Source organism: Corynebacterium sp. HMSC058E07 (assembly GCF_001809885.1).
Classification (GTDB): Bacteria; Actinomycetota; Actinomycetes; order Mycobacteriales; family Mycobacteriaceae; genus Corynebacterium; species Corynebacterium macclintockiae.
Window position 1 is genome coordinate 65,622 of the sequence record NZ_KV799268.1, and the last position, 17,060, is coordinate 82,681.

At 63.9% G+C, this 17,060-nt stretch carries 11 protein-coding genes and 1 tRNA gene; 7 read left to right on the forward strand and 5 right to left on the reverse strand.

Annotation, left to right across the window (positions count from 1 at the left end; all coding sequences use genetic code 11):
* Positions 1–67: 67 nt before the first annotated feature.
* A complete protein-coding gene (locus tag HMPREF2678_RS03560; protein ID WP_070550960.1) occupies positions 68–2,437 on the reverse strand; it encodes a DEAD/DEAH box helicase in 2,370 nt (789 codons plus the stop codon).
* A gap of 266 nt (positions 2,438–2,703) precedes the next feature.
* Between HMPREF2678_RS03560 and HMPREF2678_RS03565 the strand changes: the two genes are divergently transcribed.
* The 3 genes from HMPREF2678_RS03565 to HMPREF2678_RS03575 all read left to right on the forward strand — a co-directional run bounded on the left by HMPREF2678_RS03565 (position 2,704) and on the right by HMPREF2678_RS03575 (position 7,071).
* Positions 2,704–2,907 (forward strand): transcription antiterminator/RNA stability regulator CspE, encoded by a 204-nt coding sequence (locus tag HMPREF2678_RS03565; protein WP_005292238.1) that lies wholly within the window; start codon positions 2,704–2,706, stop codon positions 2,905–2,907.
* 214 nt (positions 2,908–3,121) lie between these two features.
* Complete coding sequence (topA, locus tag HMPREF2678_RS03570) at positions 3,122–6,127, forward strand: type I DNA topoisomerase (protein WP_070550924.1); 3,006 nt, start codon at positions 3,122–3,124, stop codon at positions 6,125–6,127.
* A 41-nt stretch (positions 6,128–6,168) separates the two neighbouring features.
* Positions 6,169–7,071, forward strand: coding sequence for a CoA transferase (locus HMPREF2678_RS03575; protein WP_070550926.1), 903 nt, complete (start codon positions 6,169–6,171; stop codon positions 7,069–7,071).
* 29 nt (positions 7,072–7,100) lie between these two features.
* Here HMPREF2678_RS03575 and HMPREF2678_RS03580 read toward each other — a convergent pair whose 3' ends face one another.
* Positions 7,101–8,633: an adenylate/guanylate cyclase domain-containing protein gene (locus HMPREF2678_RS03580; protein WP_034980041.1), complete on the reverse strand. Its 1,533-nt coding sequence runs from the start codon at positions 8,631–8,633 to the stop codon at positions 7,101–7,103.
* Between the two features lie 71 nt (positions 8,634–8,704).
* On the opposite strand from HMPREF2678_RS03580, the gene HMPREF2678_RS03585 reads away from it, so the two are divergent.
* From HMPREF2678_RS03585 to HMPREF2678_RS03595, 3 genes are all read left to right on the forward strand, one after another.
* Positions 8,705–9,940, forward strand: coding sequence for a DNA polymerase III subunit delta' (locus HMPREF2678_RS03585; protein ID WP_070550928.1), 1,236 nt, complete (start codon positions 8,705–8,707; stop codon positions 9,938–9,940).
* Positions 9,941–10,023: 83 nt separating this feature from the next.
* Positions 10,024–10,099, forward strand: a tRNA-Thr gene (locus tag HMPREF2678_RS03590).
* Between the two features lie 138 nt (positions 10,100–10,237).
* On the forward strand, positions 10,238–10,525 hold the full coding sequence (locus HMPREF2678_RS03595; RefSeq protein ID WP_034968833.1) for a hypothetical protein: 288 nt from the start codon (positions 10,238–10,240) through the stop codon (positions 10,523–10,525).
* A 55-nt stretch (positions 10,526–10,580) separates the two neighbouring features.
* On the opposite strand, the gene HMPREF2678_RS03600 is transcribed toward HMPREF2678_RS03595, so the two are convergent.
* Both HMPREF2678_RS03600 and HMPREF2678_RS03605 read right to left on the reverse strand, forming a co-directional pair.
* Positions 10,581–11,939, reverse strand: coding sequence for an amino acid permease (locus HMPREF2678_RS03600; RefSeq protein ID WP_222866437.1), 1,359 nt, complete (start codon positions 11,937–11,939; stop codon positions 10,581–10,583).
* 159 nt (positions 11,940–12,098) lie between these two features.
* Entirely contained in the window at positions 12,099–14,291 is a 2,193-nt protein-coding gene (locus tag HMPREF2678_RS03605) for an acyl-CoA dehydrogenase family protein (RefSeq protein WP_246817874.1), read from the reverse strand.
* 309 nt (positions 14,292–14,600) lie between these two features.
* Between HMPREF2678_RS03605 and HMPREF2678_RS03610 the strand changes: the two genes are divergently transcribed.
* Positions 14,601–15,794, forward strand: a complete 1,194-nt coding sequence (locus HMPREF2678_RS03610; protein WP_370546802.1) for an MFS transporter — start codon at positions 14,601–14,603, stop codon at positions 15,792–15,794.
* Here HMPREF2678_RS03610 and HMPREF2678_RS03615 read toward each other — a convergent pair.
* Complete coding sequence (locus HMPREF2678_RS03615; protein WP_034993137.1) at positions 15,763–17,058, reverse strand: hypothetical protein; 1,296 nt, start codon at positions 17,056–17,058, stop codon at positions 15,763–15,765. The genes HMPREF2678_RS03610 and HMPREF2678_RS03615 overlap by 32 nt on opposite strands.
* Positions 17,059–17,060: the final 2 nt, after the last annotated feature.

The following is a 17,060-nucleotide window of genomic DNA, read 5'->3' on the forward strand; positions in this document are numbered from 1 at the left end:
TATATGCCTTCACCGGTTGCGGCGGGAGGCGTCATAAAAAGAAAAACAGCGAGCCCCACCGGTCGGGTCAGCGAGAACCAGCACCCGCCGCCGCATCGGCTAGCGCCCGCAACAACACCACCGCACCCGCCTTGGACAGCGGATCGTTGCCGTTGCCACACTTCGGGGACTGCACGCACGACGGGCAGCCAGAGTCGCACTCGCAGGTCTCCACGGTCTCGGCGGTGGCGGCCATCCACTCGGCAAAGCGGGCAAAGCCCTGCTCCGCGAAGCCCGCACCACCTGCGTAACCGTCGTACACAAACACCGTCGGCAGACCCGTATCGGCATGCAAGGCGGTGGACACGCCACCGATATCCCACCGGTCGCACGTCGCGATCAGCGGCAACAGGCCAATCGCCGCATGCTCCGCGGCATGCAACGTCCCCGGCCACGTCGGCTCCGGCAACCCCAGATCCAGCAGCACGTCCGGATCCACGGTGTAGGCCACCGCGCGGGTGCGCAGCGATTCCGGCGGCACCTCCAGCGGGACGGTCTCCAGGATCTCGCCGCCAGGCAAACGCTTCCGATAACCGCTGACGGTATGCGAAACCTCCACGTCCACATCCGCCAACCACACCCCGTCGCAGACCTTGTGTGTGCCACGGGTCCGCCGCACCTCAATGTCGGTATCGCGGATCACCTGGGTGGTGTACTCCGGGAACTCAGGCCGCACCCACGCCACGGATTCCTCCAGATCCAGCAACTGCACCACAAACGTTTCGCCCTGGTGCATGTACACCGCCCCGGTGTGCACGTCCGACGTTGCACGCGACTGGTCCACGGTGCCCAGAAGGCGGCCGGAATCGGCCTCCACGATCGCCACCTGAGCCGCCGCCCCGCCACGGATCGATACCTGCGCATGTACCTTCTGCGCCACCTGCAGATCCGCGAAAATGCCCCGCGGCCTGCGCTTCAGCGCTCCCTGGCGCAGCAGGTGTTCCACCACACGCTCCGCGCGCCAGTGCGCCACCTCTGCCTCGGACAGGGGCTTTTCCGCAGCCGCGCACACCACGTGGTCGGCCAGCACATAGGGGTTCGTCGGGTCGAAAACGGTGTTCTCCACGGGCCGGTCCAGCAGGGCCTCCGGGTGGTGCAATAGGTACGTGTCCATCGGATCATCCGCCCCGATCAGCACTACCAGGGCGCCCTGGCCGCGCCTTCCCGCGCGCCCCGCTTGCTGCCGGAAGCTCGCGATCGTGCCGGGGAAACCACTGGTCACAACCACGTCCAGCCCGCCGACGTCGATGCCTAACTCCAGGGCGTTCGTCGAGGCGATTCCCAGCAGCTCGCCGTTATCGAAGCGACGCTCCAGCTCGCGGCGATCCTCCGGGGTGTAGCCCGCGCGATAGGCCGCCACCCGCACCGCGTCCGCACTACGCCCCATGGCCGCCAGCTTCTCCGCAGCGGCGACGGACACGACTTCCGCGCCGCGTCGGGAACGCACGAAGGTCAGCGTCCGCGCTCCCTGCGCAATCGCCAGCCCCATCACATCCGCGGCTTCGGAGTTCGCCGCCCGTCGCACCGGCGCGCCGTTCTCGCCTTCCGCCTCGGGCAGGAACCCCGGCTCCCATAACGCCACGGTCCGCTCGCCCGCGGGGGCGCCGTCCTGCGTCACCGCCACCACGTTCGGTCGCCCCGTCAGTCGGCGCGCGTGTGCCGCCGGGTCCACGCTGGTCGCAGAGGCTAACACGATCGTCGGTGCCGTCCCGCACAGCCGCAGCAGTCGCCGCAGCACCATCGCCACGTGCGCGCCGAAAACTCCGCGGTAAACGTGGCATTCGTCGATCACCACGTAGCGCAGCGTGCGTAGCAGGCGGCTCCACGACTGCGGATTCCCCAGGATCGAGGCGTGCAGCATGTCCGGGTTCGTCACGATCACCCGCGCCTGGTCGCGGATCCCCCGCCGCGTCTCGGGCGGGGTATCACCGTCGTAGGTGGCCACCATGATGTCGCGCAGGTTCGCCGCGCCCGCGCACATCCGCGCCAGTGCTGCCCGCTGATCCTGCGCCAGCGCCTTCGTCGGCGCGATATAAAGTGCCGTCGCGGTGCTCGCTGTAGCCAGGTCGCTCAAGGCCGCTAGTTGGTAGCCGAGGCTCTTTCCGGACGCCGTACCAGTCGAAACCACCACATCCCGCCCCGCATGTGCGTGGTTGGCGGTCTCTACCTGGTGCGACCACGGGGCGCTTATTCCCTGTTCATGCAGGTATTCCACCAGAGTCTCGTCGACCCACTCCGGCCACTGCGCCGTCTGCGACGGGCGGGCGGGAATGGTGCGTGTGTGGGTGACGGTGGAACGCGGAAACTCTGGCGTCAGGTCGGCCAAGAGTTCCTCGCCGAAAGACCGCGCAGAAGAGCCTGGCGCAGAATCTGGAGTAGGGGGCGTGGGGTCGGACATCACCGTCTGTTCTAGACCCATTAGGGGGTGGATACAAGTTATTGTCTGGGATATTTCATTCTCGGCTGATCGTTTATCCCGTGACGTGGCAGACTGTCGAATGGTTATTGAAATCCTCGGCACTTTTCCGCTCGCCTCGTGCGTGAGGGCGGGTTTCGCTGGGTTTTGGGCCGATTGGGTTGGAAACGACGTACGTTCCGACCTCGGCGTTCGATGGTCGAAGCAGACTGGCGCCGGTCAGTTTCAACAAGATAGGTAGTAAATTCATGGCACAGGGAACCGTTAAGTGGTTCAACGCGGAAAAGGGCTTTGGCTTCATCGCCCCGGACGACGGATCTTCCGACGTCTTCGTCCACTACTCTGAGATCCAGGGCAGCGGCTTCCGCACTCTCGAGGAGAACCAGAAGGTCGAGTTCGAGATCGGCGAGGGCGCCAAGGGCCCGCAGGCTCAGAACGTCACGGCTCTTTAAACCCGCAGGGTTTTAGCAGGCCCCCGCCCCCGGTGCACCTCGCGCCCGGCGGGGGCTTTGCCGATTATGCCGGTGCCCACCCCGGTTGCAAATAAATTGCGAAGACCGCGTAGTGTCGCTTAGAAATGCGTAAGTGGGCAACTGTTGTGGGAAATCTGTATAACAATGGCACCCGGCAAGCTTTAGATTTTTGAAGGATGTGTGAGTTCAACCGATGGCAAACGATGACGTCAAACGTCTAGTGATCGTTGAGTCGGCGACGAAGGCGAAGAAGATCGCCCCGATCCTGGGGCCGAACTACATCGTCGAGGCTTCCGTCGGGCACATCCGTGATCTCCCCCGGGGCGCTGCAGACGTTCCGGCCAAGTACAAGAAGGAACCGTGGGCGCGTCTGGGCGTCAACGTCGATAAGGACTTCGAAGCGCTCTACGTCGTCAGCCCGGACAAGAAAAAGAAGGTCTCCGACCTCAAGGCCAAGCTCAAGCAGGTTGACGAGCTCTACCTCGCGACAGACCCCGACCGTGAGGGTGAGGCTATCGCGTGGCACCTGCTTGAGGTGCTGAAGCCGAAGGTGCCGGTGCGCCGTATGGTGTTCCACGAGATCACGCAGAACGCCATCCTCGAAGCCGCGCAGAACACCCGCGAACTCGACTACGACCTGGTCGATGCGCAGGAATCCCGCCGCGTGTTGGACCGCCTGTACGGCTACGAGGTCTCGCCGGTGCTGTGGAAGAAGGTCATGCCGCGCCTGTCCGCCGGTCGCGTGCAATCCGTCGCCACCCGCGTGATCGTCGAGCGCGAGCGCGAACGCATGAAGTTCATCGCCGCCGAGTACTGGGACTTGAGCGCCACGTTTGGTGTGGTCGATGCTGTTTCTTCTTCTCTTGATGACGCCGCCCCGGACTCCTTTGAAGCACGGCTGGCAACGGTCGCCGGCAAGCGCGTGGCTCAGGGACGTGACTTTGGTGATGATGGCAAGCTGAAGGCCAGCGCGAAGGACACGTTCGTGCTGGATGGGGCGAAGGCGAAGTCCCTGGCAGAGGGGCTGCAGGGTCAGGAGTTCGCCGTGACCGCGGTGGAGGAAAAGCCTTACACCCGCCGCCCGTACCCGCCGTTTATGACCTCCACCTTGCAGCAGGAGGCTGGCCGGAAGCTTCGCTTTACCTCGGAGCGCACGATGCGCATTGCGCAGCGCCTGTACGAAAACGGCCACATCACCTATATGCGTACCGACTCGACCACCCTGTCGACCGCCGGTATCGAGGCCGCCCGTAAGCAGGCCAAGGAGCTCTACGGTGCGAAGTTCGTGGCTGACGGACCGCGCCAGTACTCCCGTAAGGTCAAGAACTCGCAGGAGGCCCACGAGGCCATCCGCCCCGCGGGCGAGACCTTCCAGACCCCCGGCCAGCTAAGCAACCAGCTGGATGCCGAGGAGTTCAAGCTATATGAGCTGATCTGGCAGCGCACCGTGGCCTCCCAGATGGCCGATGCGAAGGGCCAGTCGATGAAGGTCACCGTTGCCGGTGACGCGAAGTCCGGCGAAACCTGCGAGTTCAGTGCCACGGGGCGCACCCTGACTTTCCCGGGCTTCCTGAAGGCCTACGTGGAGGTCAGCCGTACCGCCGACGGTCGCGACGTTGCTGACAATGCGGAGAAGCGACTGCCGCAGCTGACGGAGGGTGATGAGCTGAATGCCCGCGACGTGGAGGCCGATGGGCACTCTACGAACCCGCCGGCTCGCTACACGGAAGCCTCGCTGGTGAAGAAGATGGAGGAGATGGGCATTGGCCGCCCGTCGACCTATGCCTCCATCATCCGCACCATCCAGGACCGTGGCTACGTGCTGCCCCGCGGAAACGCGCTGGTGCCGTCGTGGGTAGCTTTCGCCGTGATCGGCCTGATGGAGCAGAGCTTCGGCGCGTTGGTGGACTACGACTTCACCTCTGCAATGGAGGATGAGCTGGATGCCATTGCCTCCGGCGACGAAGATCGCGTGAACTGGCTGAAGGGCTTCTACTTCGGTGATAGCTCCCGGCCGGAGGCGCCGGGCGCGGTCGTGCCCCGACTGGGCGGACTGAAGCACATTGTTGGCGACAACCTGGAGCAGATTGACGCCCGCCGCGTGAACTCGCTGCACATCTTCGACGACGAAAACGGAGTGCCGATCGTCGTCCGCGTGGGCCGCTACGGTCCCTACCTGGAGCGAATCAAACCGCTGCCGGAGGGTGCCCCGGAAGGCGCTGAACCCGAGGTGCAGCGCGCCAACCTGCCGGAATCCATGACCCCCGACGGGCTGACGTTGGAGGTGGCGGAGAAGCTCTTCGCCACCCCGCAGGGTGGCCGGGAGCTGGGAACCAACCCCGCCAACGGGCGCACCATCGTCGCCCGGGAAGGCCGTTATGGCCCGTACGTCACCGAGGTGCTCGGCGAGGACGAGGAATCCCGCGTGGCCGAGGAAGCGGTGAAGGTCTGGGAGGCCGAGCGCGACGAGCAGGATCGCGAACGCGAGGCCGAGGGCAAGAAGCCGCTGAGCCGCGAGACGAAGACCGCGCAAGCACAGAAGGAAAAGCGCGTTAAGCAGATCGTCGAGGAGACTCTGAAGCCCAAGACCGCCAGCCTGTTCAGTGGCATGGAACCGGCCAGCGTGACCCTGGAAGAGGCTCTGAAGCTGATGAGCCTGCCGCGTGAGGTCGGCGTCGACCCCAGCGACAACGAGGTGATCACCGCCCAGAACGGTCGCTACGGCCCCTACCTTAAGAAGGGCAACGATTCCCGCTCGCTGGCGAACGAGGAGCAGATCTTCACCATCACTCTGGACGAGGCGCGCCGTATTTACGCCGAGCCGAAGCGTCGCGGACGCGCCGCTGCGCAGCCACCGTTGAAGCAGCTGGGCGATAACGACGTCTCCGGAAAGCCGATGTCCGTCAAGGAGGGCCGCTTCGGTGCCTATGTCACGGACGGTACCACCAATGCGTCCCTGCGCAAGGGCGATACCCCGGAGACGATGACCGACGCCCGTGCGAACGAGCTGTTGTCGGAGCGTCGCGCCAAGCAAGCCGCGGAAGGCACGGCACCTGCGAAGTCGAGCCGCAAGGCCACCAAGAAGTCGACCAAGAAGGCTGCGAAGAAGGCGACGAAGAAAGCCTCGAAGAAGTCGGCCAAGAAGAGTGCCAAGAAGCCCCCGACACTGACGAAGCGCACGGTGAAGAAGTCTCGCTAATTCCCCCATACTTTTGGGTATAAACTGATACGTTCGGGAGCATGAATCAGCTCCCGAATTTCACCGTCGTCTCCCTCGCCCCGAACCTTCCCGGCCCCGTCGCCGCGAAGCGTCTGCAGGAACTGGGTGGCACCGTCATCAAGGTGGAAGGCCCCGGCAAAGCCGCCGACCCCATGCGCCTGTACTGCGAGCCCTATTACCAGCACCTGGTGGAGGGGCAGCAGGTGCTCAGCATAGACCTGAAGGAAGAGGCCGGCCTGCGGGAACTGTACGAGTTGCTGGAGAAGGCCGACCTGCTGCTCACGAGCTCTCGCCCAGCTTCCCTTCAGCGCCTGGGACTGGGGTGGGAGGACCTGCACGCGCGCTTCCCCGCGCTATCGCAGGTGGCGATCGTCGGCCACTCCGGCGAGCATGTCGACGTGGCGGGCCATGACCTCACCTACGAGGCGCACGCCGGCACCCTGTCCTTCCACGGCGATACCCCCGCGATGCCGGTGGTTCCCATTGCGGACCTGGCAGGCGCGGAACGCGCCGTATCCCAAGCGCTGGCCGCCCTGTGGCAGGCTAGCGCCACTGGCGAGGGCAGTTACCACGAAGTCGGGTTGGCAGATATGGCCGAGGAATTCGCCACGCCAGCGCGCTTCCGACTCACGGGACCCGATACCTTGCTGGGCGGCCTGCTACCTGGCTACGGCCTCTACCGGGCGGAATGTGGCGGCTGGGTGGCGATCGCCGCGCTGGAACCGCACTTCTTCGTTGGCCTCATCGAGGCGTTGCACGCCGAAGACCTGCTGCCGGAGGGCACCACGTCCGACCAGCTGCAGTCCGCGGGAATTACCGCAGAGCAGCTGGCCGCGGCAGTAGAGCAGAAAACGGCGGCGTGGTGGGACGAGGTGGCGTCGAAAAGAAACCTGCCCATTGCCTCGGTACGGCGCGGGGCTTAAGCAACAGCGCTGCGCCTAAGTGCTGGCGCCTAAGAACCCGCGCGGTCGGCGAGGGTGGGGCGGATGGGGCGGGCGATCTGCGTCATCTCGCGTCGGCCGCGCAGCTCCACGGATTTCATCATGGTCCAGCGGGCCTGCTCGGCCTCGTTGGCTGCACGCAGGGTCGCAGCGCTGGTCAACACCTGGCCGGGGGTCTTCTTAGCCAGATCCGTCAGGCGCGCGGCCTGGTTCACGGCATCGCCGATGACGGTGTACTCAAAGCGATCCTTTGCGCCGATGTGCCCGGCCACGACAGATCCGGCGGCCACGCCGATACCCGCAACGAACTCCAGCCCCTGTAGCTTCGCCTTCAGCTCGCGCGCGGCGGCCAGGGCGTGGCCAGCCACATCGTCCAGGGGCAGGGGAGCTCCGAATACGGCCAGCGCGGCATCGCCCTCGAACTTGTTGATGATGCCCTTGTTGGCGTGCACGACCTCCACCACGCGGTCGAAGAACTCGTTGAGGGCTTTCACCACGTGCTGCGGTTCCTTCTCCGTGGCGAAGCCGGTGGAGCCGATCACGTCCACGAAGAGCACGGCCACGTGCCGGGTTTCGCCGCCGAGTTCCGGCTTTTCCTCCAGCGCGCGGCGGGCAACCTCGGCGCCGACGTAGCGGCCGAAAAGATCCGAGACCCGCTGGCGCTCCTGTAGGCCACGCATCATCTCGTTGAAGCCCGCCTGCAGCACGCCGATCTCCGACGAGTCGTAGATCCGCACGTCCGTGTTCACCTGGCCGCGGCGTACGCGGTTGATGGCGTACTGCAGCTCCCGGATTGGGTCGGCCACCGCCATAGAGAACAAGGTGGTGCCCATGAAACCGGTCAGCAGGGTGGTGATCGCCAACGCCAACAACGCCGGAATGATGCCGCGGGAATCTTCGGGGTAGAAGTCAGTCGCGACGGCGAATAGCAGCAGCACCATTCCCAGCACTGGCACGGCGGAGGTCAGCGCCCACGTCGTCATCAACCGGTGCGACAGGGGCGATAGTCGCGAATGATCCGGTGCGCCCTTAGCCAAGGCCTTGGCGGCGACGGGGCGCACCAAACGCTCGGCCTCCATGTACGTCATCAGGCTCACCATCATGCCGCCCAACGTGGCCGTCACGGCGACAGTTACGCCCCATTCGGTGCTATACCGCCAGGCCACAACGGTAAACAGCACCACACCGATGCCCCACAAGACGATGCCCGTGATGGTCTGCAGCAGCGGAATGCGCAGCACCAGGTCGCGCACCATGTTCGGGTCATAGGCTTGCGGGTTGCGTTGCCAGCGCAGCACGGGCGCAAAGAAGTACAACGTCATCGCGATGCCGGCGACCACGGCCACCCCGAAATAGCTCAGGTACAGCGTGGCGGTGGTTGTGTTCAGGCTTGTCAGTTCACGGGCGGAGGGCAGGGGGATCAAAAAGCGCAGGAACGTTGCCACAGCGGTGGCGCCAATAACGTTCGTGGCCAGGACAGTTGCTGCGTACAAGGGCCAGGAGGTTCCCCAGGCCCAGGAAAGGTATCGCAGCAGTTGTTTCATGCCCTTCAGACTATCGCACCGCGTCTCGCTGTGGCGCGCTCTGTCCGGGTGGGTAGCTACACTGAGTAACCATGACGGAAACCACCATGACAGGCGCTGCAGCCGCCCCTGAAAACGCACCGGGGGTCTTTGGGCGCATCACTGCAGAGTCTGTCCGTCGTCCGCTGCAGCGGGCCGTGGAGGATCCGCAGGCGATGACCCACTCGTGGCTGTTCACTGGCCCGCCCGGGTCGGGTCGTTCGATCGCGGCGAAGGTTTTTGCCACCGCGTTGGTCTGCCCGCATGGCGGCTGTGGGGAGTGCGACCAGTGCCGTAGCGCCGCCGCGGGCACGCACCCGGACATCCTGTGGGTGTCCACGACGGGCGTGGTGCTGACGGTCGATGAGATCCGCGGTGCCATCCACGAAGCCGCGAACATGCCCACCGTCGCCCGGTGGCGCGTGGTGGTCGTGGAGGATGCCGACCGCCTGAACGATGCTGCCGCCAACGCCCTGCTGAAGTCCGTCGAGGAGCCGCCCGCCCGCACCGTCTTCCTGCTCTGCGCGCCGTCAACCGACCCGTCGGATATCGCCATTACGCTGCGGTCGCGCTGCCGTCACGTGTACGTGCCCACTCCCTCTCCGGCGGCGGTCAAGGGTGTTTTGCTTAGTGACGCCACCCTAGGCCTCAACGAAACCCAAGCCCAATGGGCCGCCGACGTCTCGGCCGGTCACATTGGAAGGGCGCGCCACTTGGCCAGCGACGAGGCCGCGCGAGTGAAGCGGGCCACCGCGCTGAAGCTGCCACAGCTGGTGTACGAGCCCAATGCGCTTTACCGTTTCACCGCCGAGCTGGTGAAGAAGGCGGAGGAAGAGGCCGCCAGCGAGCTGGAAAAGCTGGATCAGCGGGAGCGCGAGGAGCTGGAGAGCAGCCTCGGCGTGGGTGCGAAGGGTAAGGGTGCTGCGAAGGCCCAGCGGGGGGCGTCCGGAAGAATGAAAGAGCTAGAGAAAGAACAGAAGAACCGGCGCACCAGAAGGACCCGCGACTCGCTTGACCTGGCGCTGATCGACATCGCCGGGCTGTATCGCGATGCGATGCTGCAGGCCGCGGGCGCGATGGATGGCGATGGCGTGCCGGTTGGCGGCCACCAGCACCCGGATATGGCGGCGACGTCGAAGGAGCTGGCGCGTCGCAACAGTGCGTCGGCGCTGATGAGCTGCATCGATGCGGTGATGGAGTGCCGCGAAGTGCTGGGGTATAACGTGCGCCCCGAGGTTGCGCTGGATGCGATGGCCGGGCGCCTACAACAGTGCTGCGGGGTGGCCTAGCGAGTTTCCTGGCGAACCCCGGGTGACGTTTTGGTGCTCGGGGTTAGCGTCGGCTAGGATAACGCTTCGTACTTAATGTACGCGCCGCTTTAGCTCAGTCGGCAGAGCGTTTCACTCGTAATGAAAAGGTCGCGAGTTCGATTCTCGCAAGCGGCTCCATGTGATGTCCCACAGCATTCTTGCAAGTTTGCTGTGGGACATTTTGATTGCTAGCGACTGCTAACGTTTCGCTACCCATAAGCGTTTGGCTAGACAAAGCACTTCCAACCAAACCCCTTCAGAAAGGATTCTTCCCCAATGAAGATTCGCAAGTCGCTCATCGCTGGTGTTACCGCCGCAACCGTCACCGCGTGTCTCGCCACACCTGCCCAGGCCGAGACCCACACCCCCACCACTCAAGTACAGGCTGCAGAAACTCCGAACACCAAGTCCCCGCTCGGCTCAGTGAACACCATCTGGGAAAACACCCCGGCTTGGCTGCGCTTCCCCCTCTTTGCACCGCTGGGAATCATCTGGGCCGTTATTTACAACCTAGTTGGCGCTCAGAACTCCGACGCGCCATACTACGGCAGTCTTTCTTCCTAAGGCGACAGCATGGCTCTCCTAAAGCTGGGGGCAGGAGGCTGACGGAGAGACCGGGTTAGCGAAACTGTGGGGAAACTTCCGGCAGGGGCAGCTTCTCGAAGGGGCTCAGCCCACGGATAGCGGAGTTGGCGAAGCTGGCCACCACCAGGATCGCGAACATCGTCGCCGCAGAGAACAGCTGCACTCGGGAACCCGGATCCGTCAGCATCAGCAAAGCCAGCCCCGCCAGGACAACCAGCGTGGCGATGGTTAACAAGGGGAAACCCCACATGCGGATCGGCAACGCTTCGCCCGCATGCTGCTCCAGACGGCGGCGCAGGCGCAGCTCAGACACGGCGATGAACGTCCAGACGATCAGCAGCGAAGCTCCCGCGGAGTTCAGCATGAATGTCAGCAACCAGCCCGTATCCAGGTAGTTCAGAACCACCATCACGATGGACAAACACACCGAGAGAACAATCGCGGCGACGGGCACACCTCGACCGTCGACGCGGGTGAAAATTTGGGGTGCCTCATGACGATTAGCTAGGGAGAACATCATGCGGCTGGAGGCATAGATCTGCGCATTGAAGGCAGACAGTAGCGCCAGAACAATAATGGCTTCCATGAAGCCGACCACGCCCGGAATGCCAGCGAGGTTCAGCACCCGAGTGAAGGGACTATCGGCTGCGCTTTCCGCCTGCCCCAGGGAAGAGTGGGGGAGCAGGAACGTAATCACTAGCACCGAACCCAGGTAGAACAGCGAGATGCGGGTGATGGTGGAGCGCACCGCGTTGATCAGCGAGCGCTGGGGATTCTCGGATTCTGCAGAGGCGATGGCCACGACCTCGATGCCGCCGAAGGCGAATGCCACAGCCAGAATCGCCGTGGCCACACCGCCCACGCCGTTGGGCATGAAGCCGTCGGCGGTGAAGACCTCCGTGCCAATAAAAGTGTGTCCTGGCAGGAGACCGAAGACTAGCAGGAATCCGATGACCAGGAAAGTCACCAGCACGGCCACCTTGATGAAGGCGAACCAGAACTCGAATTCGCCGAAGGCGCGGATCTGTAGGAGGTTCACGATTCCGAAGAAAAGCACGCATACGGCGGCGGGGATCCAGGCGTCAATACCGAACCATGCCCCCATAAAACTCGCCGCACCAGTAATTTCGGCGCCGAGCACCGCCACCGTGGCTAGCCAGTAAATCCAACCCTGAGTGAAGCCAGCCCAGCGTCCGATGCCGTGTTCTGCATATTCGGAGAACGATCCGGAGGCAGGGATGACGGTGCCCATCTCGCCCAGCATCTGCATCACGAGGATGGCGATGAGGCCCGCGACGATGTAAGCCAGCAGCACGGCCGGGCCGGCGGCTTCGATACCCACACCGGTGCCTAGGAATAGACCGGCGCCGATCGTGGAGCCCAAGCCCATCATTGTGAGGTGGCGAACCTTCAGTCCACTTCCCAGCTTGGCATCGCCAGCGTTCGAGTCGACGTGCGAACTGGGGTTATCTGAGGAGGTGGAAGGGGTTGAACTCATTCTCTAAGAATACGATGTGTGGTTTGACGTGGAGCACCCAGGGCGCGGTAGTGCCTAGCCCAACCCGGCCGCCGGATCCGACTCATACTTCGGCACCATCGCCTCGTAGTCTTCCATCAGCTTCAGGTTCGTGATGTTGTCCGGGATGCCGAAGGCGTCCACCAGCGTCTGCGACCAGGGACCCAGCGAATCCACCAGGTCGTTCAGTGCCGCGCGGGCGGCCTTGGTGCGGGTGCCGGTCAGCAGGTTCTGCTCCAAATACCAGCTGGCGTTATCCACGATGCAGCTGAGGAAATACACGTCGCGGACCTGCTCCAATACGCGCCGGGCATCGTCGGATTTCAACTCCGATTCGGCTTCCACGAAGGCCTCGAATACGATGCGATCCACGTGCGCCCAGCCGACGGCCAGCAGGTGATCTTGTGCGCGGTCTACGACCTTCGCAGCTTCGCCTACGTCCATCTTGCGCGCTGGGCGCAGGCGCCGGGCAAGAGCGCGCATGAGGCGATCTTCCCGCTCGCTCAGCAGGTTGATCTGGTAAGCAGGGTCGAACAGAGAGGTCTCCTCGGAGTCACTGAAGGTATCCACCAGATTCTGGATCAGCGCATCCGCGGCGGTGCGGCGCCGCAGCAGGGTGCCGAAGCTATCCAGGCCGAATCGCACCATCTCCATGGGCTTCAATCCGCCGAGCTCCCGGGCGAAGCCTGTCATTAGTTCCTTTGCGGCTAGCTGCATCATCACCACGTTGTCGCCCTCGAAAGTAGTGAACACATCCGAGTCCGACTTCAGCGTGGTCAACAGGTTCTCCGCCATGTAGCCGGCACCTCCGCAGGCCTCGCGGACTTCCTGGATCGTGTCGGTGGCATGCGCGGTGTTGGCAGCTTTCAGTGCAGCGGCGTGTGCCTCGACTTCTCGCTGATCCGCCTGCTGTTCCTTGGTGTGCTGTGTGGGATCCAACCCGAGCTGATCCAGTTCGTGCACGCGCGCGATCAGCTTGTTCGTCGCAAACTGTAGGCCGTAGGCGCGGGCCAGGCGCGGGATGAGGCGCAGGCGGTGCCACCGGTGCTCGATTAGGCGCTTTTCGGGTAGAGAGTCGTCGGGAGCGAATTGACGCCGCAGGTTCGCGTACGTCACGCCGATGTCTAGCGCGGTGCGGGCGGCAGCGCCGGCGGCTGCTCCCACGGTCACGCGCCCGCGCACCAGGGCTCCGAGCATAGTGAAGAAGCGCCGGTTCGGGTTTTCGATAGGGGAGGTGTAGTTGCCGGCCTCGTCGACATCGGCGAAGCGGTTCAACAGGGCCTCGCGGGGTACGCGGTGGTTAACGAAGCTGATGGTGCCGTTGTCCACGCCCTTCAGTCCGCCTTTATAGCCGTGGTCGCCGATGCGCACGCCGTCGATCGCGGAACCGTCGTCCTCGCGGATGCGCACCAGCAGGCAGTGCACGCCCTGCGATTCGCTGGACTGGGCAGCTGTGTCGGCCTTGTCGGCCAGGTCGTCCTCGCTAGCTCCAGAACCGGGCACGATGAGCTGCGCGAACACGGCGGCCCACCGTCCGTCGCGGGCGGCATTGCCGATGAACCATTTCTCGGCGGATGCGGTGGGGGAGTTAATGATGAACTCCTGTGTTTCCGCGTCGTAGGTGGCGGTGGTTTCCAGCTGCTGAACGTCGGAGCCGTGTCCGCGCTCCGTCATAGCGAAGCAGCCGAGGGCGTCAAGATCCATCAGCTTCTTCACCATCTCCTGGTGCCGCTCCGTGCCCAGGTTGCCGACGGCACCGCCGAATAGGCCCCACTGCACGCCGGATTTCACCATGAGCGAAAGGTCGGCATGCCCCAGCATTTCGATCGAGGTCAGGCAGCGGCCGGTCTCTCCCGTGCCGCCCTGGTCTGCGCGGAAGGCGTCATAAGGCATTCCGGATTCCCGCACCTGTTGCAGCTGTTCGGTCGTGCGGGCGCGGGATTGCTCGAGGTCGAGGTCCGCGCGCGGCAGGATGTCGGGGTTGGCCAGGATCTTGCGGGTTGCCTCGCGCGCTTCTGGGAAGTCGCCGTCGAGCACGGTCTGTAGCTCTTGTGCTATGGACGCCCGCTGCTCAGCGTCCACCGTCGTGGACAAGGTTTGGGGTGCTCCTGTGGAACGGCGAAGCGTGGCCTCCGACTTGTCAGCAATTCCATTGCCTGAGTCCGGTGTGACCGACTTATCAGTCTGCGCCGTGCTTTCGGTGCTGTTTTCCGGGTTGTTTGGTGACATGAAGTTAAGGATACGCAAGTGTGTGACCTATATCTCTAAAATTTATTAATAATTCCATGTCTAAATTGTCGCGGCCAACGCTCCGACCTCGGTGTTGCATTTGTGGCCGTCGAGCAGGTGACTAGGCTTGCCACTATGACTGAGGGCACAATTGACGAAAACCACCGGGGAGTGAGCGGCGCTGTGCAGAACAGCGCAGCGAAGAGTGGCGCCCTGCAAGACGGCGCTGTACAAGATCGCGAGTTGCGCAGTCGCAGGGTTGCCCCCTCCACGCGCGGGGCTGCAAGCCGCGCGGAGAAGAAGTACTGGATGCTGGTGGCCTTCGCCGTGTTGGCGGTGGCCTACGCGGGCAATGAGTTCACCCCGATGATGGTGTTTTACCGGGGCGAGAACGTCTTTGGTTCCGTCTTTGTCGATGCCCTCCTGGCTTGTTATGCAGCCGGGATTGCCGCGGGTCTGTTACTGTGTGGCCCGCTATCGGACCGCTACGGTCGCCGGATCGTCATGCTGCCCGCCCCGATCATCAGCTTGGTCGGAAGTGTCCTCATTGCAGCGGGCGAGATGAATGAACCGCTGATCTTTACCGGCCGACTCCTCAGCGGTTTCGCCGTTGGCATGGTGATGACCGCCGGTGGAGCTTGGATCAAGGAGCTGTCCACGCCGTCGTTCGATCCCAACGCTCAAGAGGGCGCCGGTGCCCGCCGTGCGACGATGTCCCTGACCTTGGGCTTTGCCGTGGGTGCGGCGTTTGCGGGCGTGCTTGCGGAGTGGGGACCTGCCCCGGGCCAGACCCCTTATATCCTTAGTATCTTGCTGTGCGCCCTGTCGATGGTCGGCATCCTCGGAGTCCCGGAGACTCGCCAGAACGCGCACCTCAAGGTCAAGGGCTCTTTCTGGTCGGACCTCAACGTCCCCTCCCTCCGGCACCCGCGTTTCCTGACTGCCGTGATCCCGATCGCCCCGTGGGTCTTCGGCTGCGCTGGTGTTGCCTACGCGATTATGCCTAGCCTGGCGCAGGACGAGGTCTCTTATCCCATCGCCTTCTCTGCCGGTATTACTGCTGTCGCCCTGGCCTGTGGCTTCGGTATCCAGCAGGTCTCCAGCAAGTACATCAACCCGAATAACTCTCAGGCCCAGCAGATCGGCCTGGTACTGGTGATCATTGGCATGGTGGTGGCCGCCTGGACCGCCCACGTGGGATCGCTGGTTGGCACGGTCGTCGTCGGCCTCATCCTTGGCACCGGCTACGGTGTGTGCCTGATCTCTGGCCTCACGGAGGTTCAGCGCATCGCTAGCGCCGACGATCTGGGTGGCTTGACCGCCTTCTTCTACACGATCACCTACATCGGTTTCTTCTTCCCGATGATCCTGTCGCGTTTGAAGGACTGGTTCACCTACACCGAGATGTTGGGCTTCGGTGCGGTGGTTGCCCTCATTGGTCTTATCGTGGTGACGCTGACTTCCAAGAAGTTCATTCCAGTCCCGCAGGAGCCGGGGAACTAGCTTTCGGTTTCCCTTCTGCAGCTGCAAGCGCAAGCACGCCGAGCTGCACCGCAGCACCGACACTCGGGCCGATCGCCAGCGCCAAGATCGCGCGCGTATCGGGGGAGAAGTCCAGCATCAGCACCGCTGTCGACAGTGCAATCGCGATCAGCCACCCGGCGGTGTAGAGGTTGTGGCGATCCGCGGCGAGTGCAGCCGACCCACTGATCATCAGGATGGCCGTCGCCCCGGAGACCAGTGTGAGCCACCCGAGGGTGGAGGGGGAGGAGATCACGGCGGCGTCAAAAAACAGCCCCATCAGTGGCGCGGCGAGGAAGAAGGCGGCAACACCTCCGATGGCTGCGACGGCGCCCACCGCGGCGATGGGAAGGGCAGCGGCGCGCAGAACTCGCTCGCGATGCTTCGTGAAATGCACGATCAGCGCGGGTTGGAAACGCTGGAGAGGCACCAGGATCGGCGCGCGCGTGAGCGTAATGGCCGTGATGGTGGCAGCAAGCGCGCCGGGGCCAACCTCCGCCCCGGAGGTGTAGCGCAGCAGCACGCTGAAGCCGGTGATCATCACCGCGTTTGCTCCCGAGGCGACCATTGCCTTGAGCGTGCGCGAGAGGAAAGGACGCGCAGCCACATCCGCCCGATCGCGCAGAGTAGCCCGCGCAGAGCGCGAGCACGCCAGGATCAGCAACCACGTGGCCGCGCCGATGACAGTGACAAACAGGTAGGCCAGCAGCTGCCACCCCAGGGCCCACGCGACGACGGCCAGCGCCAGCCGCACGCCTGAATCGATGGCCATCAGCCAGGCGAAACTAGGCCACGAGTGGTTGGCGGACAGCAATCCGCAGACCGTCGCCTGGAAGGTATAGCAAGCCAGGCCCACCGCCATAAGGAATAGGCCCCACCCTGTCTGGCTAGGCACGAGTTCCCCGATCCATAGCGGTCCGGTGGCCAGAGCAAGCACACCCACGGCCACGGCGATGTAGCCTGTGAGGGCGAAGGGGCGGGGAGTCTGCTCCGTCGGATTTCGCTTCGCCGTTCGAGTTGCCTTTCGGGTCGCCGTCCGAGGTGCCGTCGGCTGTGCACGCCGGGTGGAAACCGCGCGAGTGGTTTCCTGCATCAACCCGTCCAGCACGCCCGTCATCGCGAAGAACAGCGACCAGTAGACCATGAAGTCTTCGTACCCGGCCGTGCTGAGCCCCTTGTTGGCCACCCAAATGACCAGGTAGCCGGCTATTGCCACGAATACGGTGGCGAGCGAAATGGCGCGCATCG